Origin of the sequence: Metallibacterium scheffleri (genome assembly GCF_002077135.1) — a bacterium.
GTDB classification, from domain to species: Bacteria; Pseudomonadota; Gammaproteobacteria; order Xanthomonadales; family Rhodanobacteraceae; genus Metallibacterium; species Metallibacterium scheffleri.
Genome location: NZ_LDOS01000005.1, coordinates 315,495 through 328,250, shown reverse-complemented (window position 1 = coordinate 328,250; position 12,756 = coordinate 315,495). Strand labels below are relative to the sequence as shown.

Annotated in this window: 17 protein-coding genes; 15 read left to right on the top strand and 2 right to left on the bottom strand. The window is 59.9% G+C overall.

What is annotated here, in order from left to right:
• Positions 1 to 71: 71 nt before the first annotated feature.
• Both Mschef_RS17540 and Mschef_RS16775 read right to left on the bottom strand, forming a co-directional pair.
• Positions 72 to 263, bottom strand: coding sequence for a hypothetical protein (locus Mschef_RS17540; RefSeq protein ID WP_136256245.1), 192 nt, complete (start codon positions 261 to 263; stop codon positions 72 to 74).
• A gap of 2 nt (positions 264 to 265) precedes the next feature.
• Positions 266 to 1,018, bottom strand: a complete 753-nt coding sequence (locus tag Mschef_RS16775; RefSeq protein WP_168708828.1) for a DsbC family protein — start codon at positions 1,016 to 1,018, stop codon at positions 266 to 268.
• A gap of 376 nt (positions 1,019 to 1,394) precedes the next feature.
• Between Mschef_RS16775 and Mschef_RS16770 the strand changes: the two genes are divergently transcribed.
• The 15 genes from Mschef_RS16770 to Mschef_RS16705 all read left to right on the top strand — a co-directional run bounded on the left by Mschef_RS16770 (position 1,395) and on the right by Mschef_RS16705 (position 12,685).
• Positions 1,395 to 2,093 carry a hypothetical protein gene (locus Mschef_RS16770; RefSeq protein ID WP_136256247.1) on the top strand — a complete coding sequence of 233 codons (699 nt, stop codon included), beginning with the start codon at positions 1,395 to 1,397 and terminating at the stop codon, positions 2,091 to 2,093.
• Complete coding sequence (locus Mschef_RS16765) at positions 2,090 to 2,281, top strand: hypothetical protein (protein ID WP_081130361.1); 192 nt, start codon at positions 2,090 to 2,092, stop codon at positions 2,279 to 2,281. The genes Mschef_RS16770 and Mschef_RS16765 overlap by 4 nt, the downstream gene beginning before the upstream one ends.
• Positions 2,282 to 2,373: 92 nt before the next feature.
• Positions 2,374 to 2,643, top strand: a complete 270-nt coding sequence (locus Mschef_RS16760) for a hypothetical protein (protein ID WP_081130418.1) — start codon at positions 2,374 to 2,376, stop codon at positions 2,641 to 2,643.
• Between the two features lie 179 nt (positions 2,644 to 2,822).
• A complete protein-coding gene (locus tag Mschef_RS16755) occupies positions 2,823 to 3,500 on the top strand; it encodes a DUF6338 family protein (protein WP_136256248.1) in 678 nt (225 codons plus the stop codon).
• 11 nt (positions 3,501 to 3,511) lie between these two features.
• Positions 3,512 to 3,703, top strand: a complete 192-nt coding sequence (locus Mschef_RS17535) for a hypothetical protein (protein WP_136256249.1) — start codon at positions 3,512 to 3,514, stop codon at positions 3,701 to 3,703.
• A 54-nt stretch (positions 3,704 to 3,757) separates the two neighbouring features.
• Entirely contained in the window at positions 3,758 to 4,699 is a 942-nt protein-coding gene (locus Mschef_RS16750; protein WP_081130417.1) for a phospholipase D-like domain-containing protein, read from the top strand.
• Positions 4,700 to 4,992: 293 nt separating this feature from the next.
• Positions 4,993 to 5,286, top strand: a complete 294-nt coding sequence (locus Mschef_RS16745; protein WP_081130359.1) for a hypothetical protein — start codon at positions 4,993 to 4,995, stop codon at positions 5,284 to 5,286.
• A 12-nt stretch (positions 5,287 to 5,298) separates the two neighbouring features.
• Positions 5,299 to 5,553: a hypothetical protein gene (locus Mschef_RS16740; protein ID WP_081130358.1), complete on the top strand. Its 255-nt coding sequence runs from the start codon at positions 5,299 to 5,301 to the stop codon at positions 5,551 to 5,553.
• Positions 5,540 to 5,869, top strand: coding sequence for a hypothetical protein (locus tag Mschef_RS16735; protein ID WP_081130357.1), 330 nt, complete (start codon positions 5,540 to 5,542; stop codon positions 5,867 to 5,869). Before Mschef_RS16740 ends, Mschef_RS16735 begins: the two co-directional genes overlap by 14 nt.
• Positions 5,870 to 6,373: 504 nt before the next feature.
• A complete protein-coding gene (locus tag Mschef_RS16730; RefSeq protein ID WP_136256250.1) occupies positions 6,374 to 6,907 on the top strand; it encodes a hypothetical protein in 534 nt (177 codons plus the stop codon).
• A 49-nt stretch (positions 6,908 to 6,956) separates the two neighbouring features.
• The gene (locus Mschef_RS16725; RefSeq protein WP_081130355.1) at positions 6,957 to 7,925 is read left to right on the top strand and encodes an AAA family ATPase; all 969 of its coding nucleotides are present in this window, start codon (positions 6,957 to 6,959) and stop codon (positions 7,923 to 7,925) included.
• A gap of 9 nt (positions 7,926 to 7,934) precedes the next feature.
• On the top strand, positions 7,935 to 8,525 hold the full coding sequence (locus Mschef_RS16720; RefSeq protein ID WP_081130354.1) for a hypothetical protein: 591 nt from the start codon (positions 7,935 to 7,937) through the stop codon (positions 8,523 to 8,525).
• Between the two features lie 78 nt (positions 8,526 to 8,603).
• On the top strand, positions 8,604 to 9,578 hold the full coding sequence (locus Mschef_RS16715; RefSeq protein WP_081130353.1) for a DUF3150 domain-containing protein: 975 nt from the start codon (positions 8,604 to 8,606) through the stop codon (positions 9,576 to 9,578).
• Between the two features lie 9 nt (positions 9,579 to 9,587).
• Positions 9,588 to 11,534 (top strand): cobaltochelatase CobT-related protein, encoded by a 1,947-nt coding sequence (locus tag Mschef_RS16710; RefSeq protein WP_081130352.1) that lies wholly within the window; start codon positions 9,588 to 9,590, stop codon positions 11,532 to 11,534.
• Positions 11,531 to 12,685, top strand: a complete 1,155-nt coding sequence (locus Mschef_RS16705; protein ID WP_081130351.1) for a DUF7146 domain-containing protein — start codon at positions 11,531 to 11,533, stop codon at positions 12,683 to 12,685. Before Mschef_RS16710 ends, Mschef_RS16705 begins: the two co-directional genes overlap by 4 nt.
• Positions 12,686 to 12,756 lie beyond the last annotated feature (71 nt).

Genomic DNA, 12,756 nt, shown 5'->3' with positions numbered 1-12,756 from the left:
CGTCTCAGGGAGTGCGAACAGTCCGCGCTATCCTTCCCCGCCCTGAACGGCGGGGATTGTCGCGCACCGGGTCAGTGACAAGGTAGCAGCCAGACCAGCTGCGAGTAGAGAAAGAGGAAGGAACCAATTACAAGAGCGTTCGCAACGTCGATCTTGTTGACGCTTGCGCCTACTTCTTGGGCATTACCGCGTATTCCAACGCGATAGCCGAGCGAAGAAATAAGCAGCAACAGTGCAATGAGGATGGCAAAGATATGGCTCACAATCAGAGCGCCTCGTGCGCGGTGGCATCAAGGACAAGTTTTGCCAACAAAGTGCGGGGGCTCAGATAGCCGCCAAGTAGAGCCCCGTGGGGTCCGATCAGAGATGGCGTACCCGGGAGTTGCAGGCGCGCCGCCGCAGCTTCGTCAGTCGTCAGCACGCCGCCGCAATAGCTGGTCGCCGGCGGCGCAACTCGACGTGTGAAGGCGGAAATGAAGGTTGATTGAGGATTGCGTGCGCACCAGATGCGAGCAAGGATCGGATTGCCGGTGCTTGCGCCCATCTCGGCAGGATAGGCAGCGAAGCGAAGTTCGATCCCTGCTGCAAGGTAGCCATGGATCTGGCCGGCCATGATCTGGCAGTAAGCGCATGATGGATCGGTGAAGACCGTGACGACGAATCGCGGGCGCGCTGGCGCAAACGTGATGAAGCTGGAATTGGGCATCCCGGCAACGATCCTGGAACGCCAGCCATTAGCCTCCAACGTTGCGAGATCCACACCGCGTTTCAGGTCGAATAGATGACCCTCGAACACATACCGTCCATTGTCTGAAACCTCAAGAAGCGTGCGACCGGTCGAGATCTCGAAAAGGCCTGGCACTGGGCCGGCGCGCGAGGCCGCGATATGCGCCGCGGGATCCAGCGCGTGCACCGCTTGCAGAACAGCCGGCGGGATGGTGATTGCTGGCGTGCAGAACGCCGACCCGCAGAGCACCATCATGGCCGCAAAAGCGAAGATTCGAATTTGGTTTGGCATGGCCGGAATCGTATGCGCGGCCCGCATCACCACCGACGGCAAATGCGCCTCTGAGAGGCAAATCGGCTGGTTTGACAAGAAGCATGCGCAGCCTTAGCCTAGATCTGCGCGCCAGCGCCGGTCCCGGCCCGATGCACGGTTGATTTCCGTCCTGCAGCGTTCGTATCCAGCCACGGCTAAGCTTGGCTGACTGCGCCTGCCTTCAGAGACTTGACGCAAAACGCGGCCATGCGGTTTGCGTGAGGCCTCTGCGCCTCTACGGCTGTCGGCACGCATCGTGCCACACGCCAGCCGGAGCGATTCCGGTCTTTCAATGCCCGCGGGCGCACACGATGCCCGCAAGGGTCTTCCGTGCGCACGTCGGCGGGAGATCATCATGTTCATTCAGAGCATCGAACACCGCCATCTTCTGGTCGCGGTGAATTCCCAGCGCGCCCAGCGTGAAATCCTGGAGTTCATCCCCGGATGGATCCCTGATCTGCGCAATGGCTATCAAGGTCGCGCCTGCTTCCTCTTCACCGAGCAGGAGAATGTATTCGCCGGGCAACGGACGGGGCGCAAGTTCGTCACGCTCGCGGCCGTCGGCAACGACGGTGATATCCGCGCTTACTATTCGCGTGCACTCGACCGTGTTCGCCAAGGGCGCATCGCGACAGCCAACCTGCAACCGTTCTCGACGCCTGAGTATGAGTCGGTCATCGAGCGGGTCTTGCACAATGCCGCACCACTAGGCGATTACGTGGACGCCGAAATATCGTTCAACGTGATCACCAAGTCGGAACGGCTCATCGATGACCCGAAACGTCGCGTGTTGCTCTATACCGCGCGGCGTGCCGGCATCATCGCCGAAGCGCCAAGCGGTACGCTCGAAGAAAGTCGCTTCGGGTTCATGCTCTCGTTGTACGCGCATGCGACGGCGCACATTCTCGCTGATGTTTTCGGGGGCGAGTGGGGCAACGTCTATGGCATCGAGCCTTACTTCCCTGGCAAGCCGGGGGCGGGTTGGTTCCTGGACGCCGTCGAGCCGTCCTTCGGCTGGCAAAGCGAAGCGAAACATCAGGAAGCGCTGGCATGACGCTCTACTCGCTCGACGCCTTCCAGATTGGCCAGCGCATCCAGCTGCACCCGGCAACCGATCAATGGATGCAGGGGCAGCGCTATGCGCAAGTCATCAGGGTGGGCCGCAAGGTCATCACCGTCAAGACGGACGCGGGGCGCACGTATCGCTTGCTGCCGCAATACATCTGCGAAATTGTGGAGTAAGCGGCATGCGCCACCGCCCTTGGTGCCATCACCCCTTGCGGGGTGGTGGCGCCGAGCCGTGCATATCGGATTCAATCATGCGGGAGAATGCCGTGAGCACTCACTTCGAGTGGATCGATGAGGTCGTTGCCGAGCATGACACGCAGAAGCCATTTGCACCTGAAAATGGGCTGCCTCTGCGATTCAAGGCCGGTGACAGGGTGATTTACACGAACGAATACGGTCTGACGTTCGACACGACCGTGAAATCAATTTATGCGCGGGACGGCGCGAAGGATGCGCTTTACGCGACCGGACGCCGCTATTGGACGAGTGGGTTCAACCCGCTTCCCGTATGCGAAAGCGATCTACAGTTTCCGTGAGCCTTGCTGACTGACAGCAAAGCTGCACGGGAATGTCTTTCAAATTGCGACAGACATGCAGCAAGAAACCCTTGCGGGCGCACTGATCCCGCGAGGGATGGGCGCACCCGTCAAGTTACCACCGCGGCGTGCGCGCGGTGGCTTCCTTCACCACGGCGCGCACGGCTGAGGTAATCATCATGGAAAACATCTTCAACTTGGGTATTCCGTACCTTCTAGTGCTGGTGCTCCCGGGCTTTATCTACAGCAGCGTGAGAAGGTTCACGATCGGACAGGCATCAGTTCCGGTCGATGCAGCCGAGTCAATCAGGATTCTGATCAGGTCGTTCATGGTGTTGGCATTCACCGTTCTGATCTTCGTTCCTACTGGCCATGCGGATTTGATTTATGGCATGGTAGAAAAGCCGGTCCTGTACAAAAGCCCACTCATGCTCTTTGGAAGCGCCATCCAAGGATTCACGGCGTGGCTAACGTTCGTTGTGTTGCCAGGCGTTTATGGCTGCATCATCGGCTTGGCGCAGAGGCAGGGTTGGTCGATCAGTGGGTTTCTGCGGCGCAAACTCAAGAACCTTGCGCAGGTCAGCGACCAGGCTACCGATCAGGCGATCTTTGCCAGTCTCAACATTTGCAAACGAGAAGACAAGACGCTGATCATTGGGGTCAGAACCACGGAAGGCATGCTCTACGGTCGGTTCGGTTCCCAATCGAAGCTGTCCCATTCGGGTGGCTATCGGGACCTGTACCTCGAGGAAACATGGGAAGAAGACGCTCAGGGCAAACTTGTCAAAGTGCCCGATGCGAGTAGCATACTCATCAAAGGCAGTGTCATTGAGGCCTTGATCTTCTTCTACGTCTGAGGGAGCCAACCATGAGTTCTAAGGCAGCAGTCGAAAAGTATCTCGAAAAGGACCATATCACGGTCATTCCAGAGGTGTGGACTGGATTGCCGGTGCGCGGCAACCCCGAACGCCTGAAGCAAGGAATCAAGCTTTCGAAGGGGACCAGGCTGGGTCCGCAGATGGACCTCGGCGCGGCCACACCCCGCTACAGTAAACGGTAAACCACAACCCCACGGCGCATGTGCACCGTGGGGTTCTTGGAATGGAGTCCGGACATGCTCTACATCCAGCCAACCGCAGGTGACGCACCTGTTGTTCAGGTCATCCAGCAGGCGCAGCACAGCATCGATCTGAACGTCTACTACTTGGCTGACCGAGGGATCCTGCACGCGCTGCAAGACGCAGTTCACCGCGGAGTCCACGTCCGAATCATCTTGGACGGCAGGCCCTACAAGATGGCTCCCGCAAAAGTCCGGCGCGAGTTTGCTGCTGCCCGCGCAACGGGCGCCAGCGTCGAGCAAGCGCCTGCACGCTTCGAAGCGCGCTATGTGTTTGACCATGCCAAATACGTCTGCAGTGCTCACGCCTGCGAGATCGGGACGGCCAATTTCGACTGGTCTGCCTTCAACCGGAATCGGGAATACCTTTGGGTGACGCGGCAGCCAGCGATCGTACAATCGGCGCGAGCGGTGTTCGATGCTGACTGGACCAACACGAGTGCCCCATCCGCCGTGAGGAAATGGCTGGTTCTCTCGCCTGGTGCGACCCAAGCGATCGAGACCATGATCGCTCAGCCTGGCCAGGTCGAGATCGAGAGCGAGGAAATGGGTTCGGATCGACAGATCCTGCGGACGATCGAGGCAAAGGGCGCGCAAGCCCAAGTCATCCTGCCCGAATCGATCTCCTCGGAAGACCGGCGGAACGCCCAAGCCTTGGCCGCGCATGGCGTCCAGGTGCGTCTGATGCCAAAGTCAGCGGGATACATGCACGCGAAGATGATTCTGGGTCAGCAATGGACATTCATCGGGAGCCAGAACTTCTCGGTGTCGTCCCTCGATCGCAATCGGGAAATGGGTGTTGTCCTGACAGGAGCCACCGTCACGCCCGCGAGAGCCCAGTTCGCCGCCGACTGGAATACGGCTGTCCCGCTGTCGGCTGCGCCTGCGAACGGTGGACATGCCCGATACCGGCGAAGTTGGCATCACTGGCGGCATTGACGGAAGGCAGTCCAGGCAGTAGCCTGAACTTGCCGATGAGGCCGCGAACCGCCCGCGATTGGCGCTTTTCGAAATAGGCTCCACGCGGTCGGAGCCGCCCTGCAGGGTGTTGTTCATCCGCCTCTGCATGCACGGTTACCGTGCATCCAACACCAAGGTCTTGCGCGAGCGCGTATGTGTTCGTGCGCGTTCGCGCGAGCCCTTTGTGGACTCACAGCCTGTTGCGCGCAATGCGCCACACGCTGGCCGGAGCGATTCCGGCATTTCAGAGGGCGTCAAGCCCGGGGTGTTCCATGTCGAAGAACGTCGACACGATTCAAGTCGGGTCCGTTCGCCGGCGCATCAAGCAATCCTGCGTCGTGCGGATCGAGGGAAAACTCATCGGCGTCATTTCGCGCACCAGCGAGATCACGCCAATCATGCGGCAGCATGCGATCACTGAAGAGTCGGTTGGTCGAGTGCTGGCCGGGATGCGTCGAGGCGACAGTTTCTACTGCAATGGCCTCGTCGAGCTGATGGGAACCGAGTTCGCGGAAACGAGGCTCCTGCACCAGCAGGCGCATCCATCCGTTCAGGCCGTGGCTTGAGTGGAGGGATGCATGATCATCTACCTCAATGATGGTTACCAGGGCGATCGAGTCGCGATGCACGCGGAACCGATTCGCATCGATGGCGACATGGCGCTGTTGCGTTGTGCCGAACCGGACAAATCGTTTCTTGTGCGCTGGATTCAAACAAGTCAGCTCGAATCGCTTGTGGGTTCGATGCAGGATCGCCTGCAGAGGCACCAGCCTGTATCAGGCATGGAACTCGCTGAACTCGTTGAACGGGAGATTGCCGATGCACACGCATAGCACGGTCGTCGACGAGACGATGAAGGAACACGAATTCTGGGAGCGGTATGGCCCAGTCGAGACGCCTGGCCAGGAGGGGCAGGGCTCGTATCTGAGGGACTATAACGACGTGAAGGACCTGGACGCACACAGCGTGTGGACCGTGGTCGAGGGCGAGGATGGTATCTGGGTGATTGCTGCGGGATTCCATATCGTCAACAAGCTTGGCTATCTTGTGACCGAGAAACCCTGGGTTTCCGGTGGTGAAACGGGCTACTACCAGGATCCGGACGACTACGAAGACATGCTGGAAGAAGACGCGAATATCAACGGCTGAAATCCAGCATAAATAGTCATGCAGTGCGCCACAGGGGAATCATCCTGTGGCGCACTGAAACTGGAGATACAAATTGACGAAGAAAAAAATGAAAATGAAATCGAGATCAGTGCAGTGCAAGCTGGAGTGGCTTCGGCTGGTGCTTCGGCACAGCCATCCATTGACAGCGGCAATCGTCTATCGGGCGCTTGCACGCCGCTGCGCCTTGCACTAAGACGCGAACTGAAGCATGCTTTAGCTGCGCTAACGCGCCGGTCCCGGCCCGATGCACGGTCGATTTCTTCTGCGTGTTGCCCAACCAACAGCACGCTACAGGTTGTTACCTGACGCCTGCGCCTTTTCCTGTGAGGACGCATGCGTGAGGTCATGGCCTGGCCTCGAGCGTTGCTGACGCAGATTGCGTCAACACGCTAGCCGGAGCGCTTCCGGTTTTTCATCAGCCTGCGGGCGCACACGATGCCCGCAAGGGTCTTCCGTGCGCACGCCGGCGGGAGGCCAATCATGTTGTTCAACTTCGATCCGCTCGAGTTCCTCGAGTCGGCAGCCACGGCTTTTCGCAACGCGCGTGAACGTCGTCGACTGCGTCGCGAGGCTCTGTTGAGCTTCCGAACTTCATTGCTGCGCGAGGTCATCACGCAGCTGGATCTGCCATTCGGTAGCCAGGACGGCACGCGGTCTGTCGAGGCCGCAACGCAAGTCGAACAGCGCAAGAAGAGCATCGCTCTGTGCGCTGACATGGTCCGCTGGACCGATGACGACATCACGCGGCTCTGTGATGCGATGGTGCAAACCGCACTGGAATCGCTGCGCGACGCAAAGACCGACGATACGCGTCGGGAGGTGCTGTGTTGGATGGCGCCAGCGGCCAATGCAAAGGCGCCGTTCTCGTTCGAGTTCTGCTGTCGCGTAGGCGGATTCGAACCGGATGCCATCCGGCATTTCGTGGGTCGCAATTACCGCGACCTGATCAAGAAATTCGTTGGCCAGGAGCAGTCTGAAGAGCGTGAAAACGCCAATCAGCTGGCGATGGCCATCTAAGCCCAACGGGCACCCCCGTTGGGGGTGTGCCCTTTCAGAGGATCACACCATGAAGCAAATCAACTTGCAGCCGGACCAGTTCAATGTTCACGGCACCACGCTTCCTGCTATCCCGATGGAAGTTCCGGAAGCCGGAGAACTGGCCGACTTCATCCCCGACCTGAAGAACAACTACGTCTTCAGCCGGGACAACCTGCTGGTCATGATCAACTTCCTTCGGTCCGTCTGGAAGGAAGGTGCCACCGAAGGGCTGCAACTCATCGGGCCCACGGGTAGCGGTAAGACGTCGCTGCCCGAGCAGGTCTGCGCGCGCCTCGGCGTACCGCTGATCTCGGTGACAGGACATGATCGTCTCGAGGTTGATGACCTCATTTACCAGACAGTGGCCACCGGCGGATCGACCATCACGCTCGACGGTCCACTGACGGTCGCGATGCGGGCGGGTGTCCCTTTCCTGCTCAATGAGATCGACCTGCTCGATCCAGGCACGCTGACCGGTCTGAACGACATCCTCGAGAGGGGGTTCGTTCTGATCAAGCAAACGAACGAACTGGTCAAGGCCCGCAAGGGCTTCTGTTTCATCGTGACCAGCAACACCGCGGGAGGCGGCGACGAAACCGGTCTGTACGTGGGAACCCGTGTGCAGAACCTGGCGTTCCGCGATCGCTTCCAGAAGTTGGTGGTCGGATACCCGGATCCCGAGGTCGAGAGGAGCATCCTGGTGGGTGCCTTCAAGATCCAGGACCAGGTCGCCGACTCGTTCGTCAAGGTCGCCAACATGATCCGTTCCGCCTTCGAGGCAGGAAAGGGCATGGACGTGACCATGAGCACGCGCACGCTGACTCGCTGGGTGAACCTGGCTGTGATGTACCAGGAAATCTCCAAGCGCGGGAAAACGCCAGTGCTCTACGCCGTGGATTTGGCACTCGCCAACGGGACCAGCCCAGCGGTGATGATCTCGATCCACGAAATGATCACCCAGGTGTTCGGTGTGAGCGATCCGTCCAAGGCCGCATGAGGTGTCGTCATGAAGAGATACCAATTCGAGCTGAAGAACGATCAGAAGCACCGCATCGCCACGGTGGTGATGGAAACCGACTCGGTGACCGTGAGCGAAAAGGAAGCCACCAGCAAAACGCTTGGAAGGCCGAAGCGGATACCCGCATCGCTTTGCGCGGGCGGCGTCGAGGCACAGTTTCAGCGGTCGTGTCTCGAACTGAAGGCCAACGGCTTTATCCTGGTCAATCAGGAAGACAGTGACGGACAGGAAGGCGCGAAGCCGATCGTGTTCGCGGTCATTCAAGAAGAGCAGGCCGCGAAGGAGCTGTTGAAGCAACTGGCAACAAGCCCGCTCAGACAGCAAAACGGATTTTCCGCCCGGAGCACGACCGAACTCGGTTCGGCTCACTCCGCGCTGATGATCCTGATGGCACAGAAGGGCATTGCCAAGATGTATGACGGCAATCTGTCCAACAATGCCGCCATGGATGCGTCCGCCGTTTCGGCCGCAGCAAAGGCGCTTCCGCCCGAGCTGTATGAGGCCATCGTCCAACAGGGCTTCATCGAGCCCGGCGTGGTGAGATCCGAAGACTCGCGCATGACGGCGATTCTCTTCTGATCCACCCTTCAACCACCCCAGCGGGGCCAACGATCCCCGCGAGGGGGTCGTTGCGTCTCGCATTCTCCGGAGCAATCCATGAATACGAACGCAGTGACGAACCTGGATGACCTCATCCTGGTCCAATTCGAGGCGTGTGCCTCAAGTCTGTGCGGAAGGGCATCGCGCGGCGTCGATTACGACACCAAGAACATGCCGCCGTCAGACGTGCTCAGTGGCGGGGTGCGCCACTTCTGCAGCCCGGCCCACAATCAGGTGTTCAACACGCTGCGAAAGCGTGCGGATGCTGAGTGCGGGCGCGTCGGGTTCCAGCTTTTGAAGGGATTCGGCGTACCGCGATCCGCGGTCGCGGATCTTGACATGGCGTTGCGGAAGATCGCTTCCGAGTACACCGATGCGGCCGATAGCCTCTGCCGCAATCTCGATGACTACTATCGGGAATGGGAAGAAAAGCACCCGGAATGGGTCGCTGTTCTGCGCCGGGATCGCCCAGAACCTTCCGAGGTCAGGGCTCGTTACCGCTTCAGCCACGTGTGTTATCGGTTGAAGCCGGCAAGCGATAACCCGGACGATCCGATCAACGAAGGCATGGCCATCACCCAAGGCAGTCTGCTTGGAGCAATTCTTGGCGATGTCGCGAAGACGGCGCAGCAACTGCTGGACGAACGATTCGAGGCGAAAGCCTATGTCACCAGCTCAGCAGTCATGGCGGTCATGGCCTTGGGCGCCAAGCTCAAGGGACTGATCATCGTCGAGCCTGCCATCGAATCGGTGGCTCACCTGATCGGCGTGGTGACCGAGAGCATCGGCGGCCAGTCGAGCCGCAGGTTGGGAGATCGCGAAGCGCTCACGCTCCGCGGCCTGCTGACCATGCTGACCAATCCCGAGCGGATCATCGCCCAGGGTGCGGCGTTCAACACGGATGAGTTGGCGGCCATCACCGTCGATGAAGTCCAGACCACTCCACAGGCCCAACCGGCTGGCGAAGAAAGCCCAGCCGAAAGGCTCGCGGACGAATCGCCGACGTCGGTGCAAGCCGCCATCCTGTTCTAGGAGAACGTCATGCACCAGAACAAGCTTCAGGAGGGGATCCTCGGATCCCTTCCCATCCTCGCAATTGCCTTCGGCGAGAGCCAGGGCATCAAGGTGACGATCGGTGGCGACCGGGCATTCGCCCGGGGGCAGAGGATCAACCTGCCCGCCATGCCGACCGCATGCACGGACACCCTGCGCACGCTTGCAATGGGCTATCTGATGCACGAAACGGGACACATCGTCGAAACATCGATTCCGGTGTACGGGATGTGTGACACGCAGCTCGAGCTCGAGCTGTTGAACGTCATCGAAGATGTGCGCATGGAAGCGGCCCGGATCGCAACCTACCCGGGCGCACGCAAGACCCTTGCGGATCTTGCGGAACACATCGATCGCCAAGGCGGGTTTGGCACGGAAGAGCAAATCCGCGCCGGCCAGCACCCGGCACAGTGCATCGCGTACTGGCTTCTTACGAGGCTCAGGACAGAGGCGCTGGGCCAGAATGTGGCCCAAACGGCATCCATCTACGAAACGCAGATGCAGGCGTTGGTAGGGGATGCCGGAATGCTCAGGCTCGACGCTTTGCTCGATGGGGTCTATCAACTCACCAGTACAAGTGAGGCCTTGGGTCTGGCCCGACGTTTCGTCGGCCTGTTGGGTGATCTTTCGAAAGAGAAACCACCCGAGCAGCCGCAATCTCAGCAAGATGAGGGCGCTGACGATGACGATCAGGACGCGATAACCGAATCGGGTCAACGCGGTGAATCCGACCAAAGCGATGATTCACAGCAGGACGCAAGCGCCACAGCCGGTGACGACGACGCGTCAGGTGGATCTGACCAGAGTGATGAATCCGATCACGCTGATGGTTCACAGCAGGACGCAAGCGCGTCAGGCGACAGTGACCACGGCACCCAGGATGGTGCTGCAGACGATTTATCGGGAGCCAATCAGGGCGGTGGAGATTCGTCGCAAGACGGTGATCCATCGAGTGCCACTGGGACCATGGACGTCCCCGCAAACAGCGGTGCAGGGCATGGCGACAACGGGCAAGAGCAGCCGGCGCAATCCGAACGCTCGAACGGCCCCAATCGCCAGGCGCTGCGCCAGGCACTCGACGCGCAAAGTGGCGATTTCAAGCCGACGGACATCGGCGACATCGCCGCCGAGCAGCTGAGCCAGCAGGCCACGCAGGAAGTTGTCAGCGAGGCCGCGACGACAGGGCACGGACCTGTCTTCGGGCGCACACTCGATGTCGTCCGGCCGGATCGCGGAAAAGCGCCGGATTTCGACGACACGATGGCCAGCTCTGCACAGCTCCGCGCCAAGTTGGCATCGGCGATGGAGGCTCAGGCACGCAAGCGGGATGTGCTGAAGGTCTCCGGTCGCAGGGTCGATGGCGGTGCAGCACACCGGCTGTTCACGGACGGACGGATCTTCAAGCGGGAGCGCAAGGTGTGTGAGGTCAATACTGCGGTGATGGTACTCATGGACGTATCGGGTTCGATGGCGACAGCGAATCGAATCTACGAGGCCAGGAAGGCTGCGCTTGCGATCTCAGCAGGTGTGCATCAGATCCACGGGTGCAAGGTCGCCGCCGCAGCATTTCCGGAGATCGTGGTGCTCAAGGATTTCGATGAGCAACCACGACCAGCCTCTGGCCGGTATGCGATCAACCCGCGCGGGGGTACGCCAATGGCGGAAGCCATGATCTGGGCTGCAACAAGGCTTGCCACACGCAAGGAAGAACGCAAGATGCTGATGGTCGTTACCGATGGCGATCCCAATGATGCGCACAGCGTGCGCGAGCTGATCAAGCTGTACGCGAAGTCAGCGATCGAAGTGATCGGCGTCGGCATCCAGCATCCAGCCGTCACATGCCTGTTTGCGAAAAACATCGTGGTGAATAGCCTCGATGAACTTCCGGTGGCGATGTTCAACCTCCTGAAAGGGAGCATGCGGAGGGTGGCATGAAAATCGATGTGACAACCGTGCGCAGGCGCGCGGAAGGGCGGTGGGAAGAGATCTACGCCCGACTGGCGCCTGAGCTGGAAGCCGCGGTCAGGGTCAAGGGACGTCACGTTCCTTGCCCTGTTCACGGTGGCAAAGACGGTTTCCGTCTGCATCGAACCGCAACGAATGGGCTCGGTGTCTGCAACACCTGCAGGGAATTCGCAGGAAAATATCTCGATGGCTTTGCAGTTCTGATGTGGCTGCGCGGTTGGCGGTTTCCGCAGATGTTGGAGGCGGTCGCGTCAATCGTGGCCCCCGAGGTTCTACGCGAGGGTCAGACGGCCTATGCGCCGCCAGTCAGTCGCGTGGAACCCAGGGTAAAGGCAAAGACCAATGAAGATCTTCAGAAGGATCTGGACGCCGTTGCAAAGATGCGGAGAGTGTGGGACGGCGGCGTGCCGGTCTGGCACCCATCCGCAGCACTTGCCTGGCGTTACCTGGAGTCGCGTGGACTGCAGCAGCCGACTCGCGACGATGGCATCGACGGCGCGCTCAGGTTCATTCCAGAACTCGAGTGGTGGGATTCCGAGACGGGCGAGTGCGACGTGTTCCCGGCGATCGTTGCTCGGGTGCAGTCGAGAGAGGGGATGACCCTCGCGCTCCATCGGACCTACCTGTCCAAGGATGGGCGCGGAAAGGCGCCTGTTCCTGAGCCGAAGAAGATGATGAGTCGGCCCTCGTCCGTCAGCATTCACACGGGCGCCATTCGACTCGGTCCGGCGATCAAGGGCGTTCTCGCAGTAGCCGAAGGGCTTGAGACCGCGCTCGCGGTCCACGCCTTCACCGGGTACACCTGCTGGTCCGTTGTCAGCTCGTCGCTCATGCGCTCATTTCTTCCACCGGAAGGCGTGAGAGGCGTTGCGATCTTTGCTGACAATGACGTCAGCGGTGGCGGCCAGGAGGCTGCCAGCGCGCTGCAGGAAGCGCTCAAGGCCAAAGGCATTCAGACGCGGCTGGATCTACCGGTTGGACCCGTACCATCGGGCGCGAAGTCGGTCGACTGGTTGGATGTCTACAACCAGTTTGGCAAGGACGCGATCAACCACGTTCCCAGCTTTGCGCGAGCAAGGCAGTCGAACGTGGTGCAGTTCAAGCCAAGGCAAGCAGGCTGAGACAAAAGACAAAGACTTTCGACAACAACAACAGGAAAACATCAACCCCGGCGCACTTCGGCCGGGGTTTT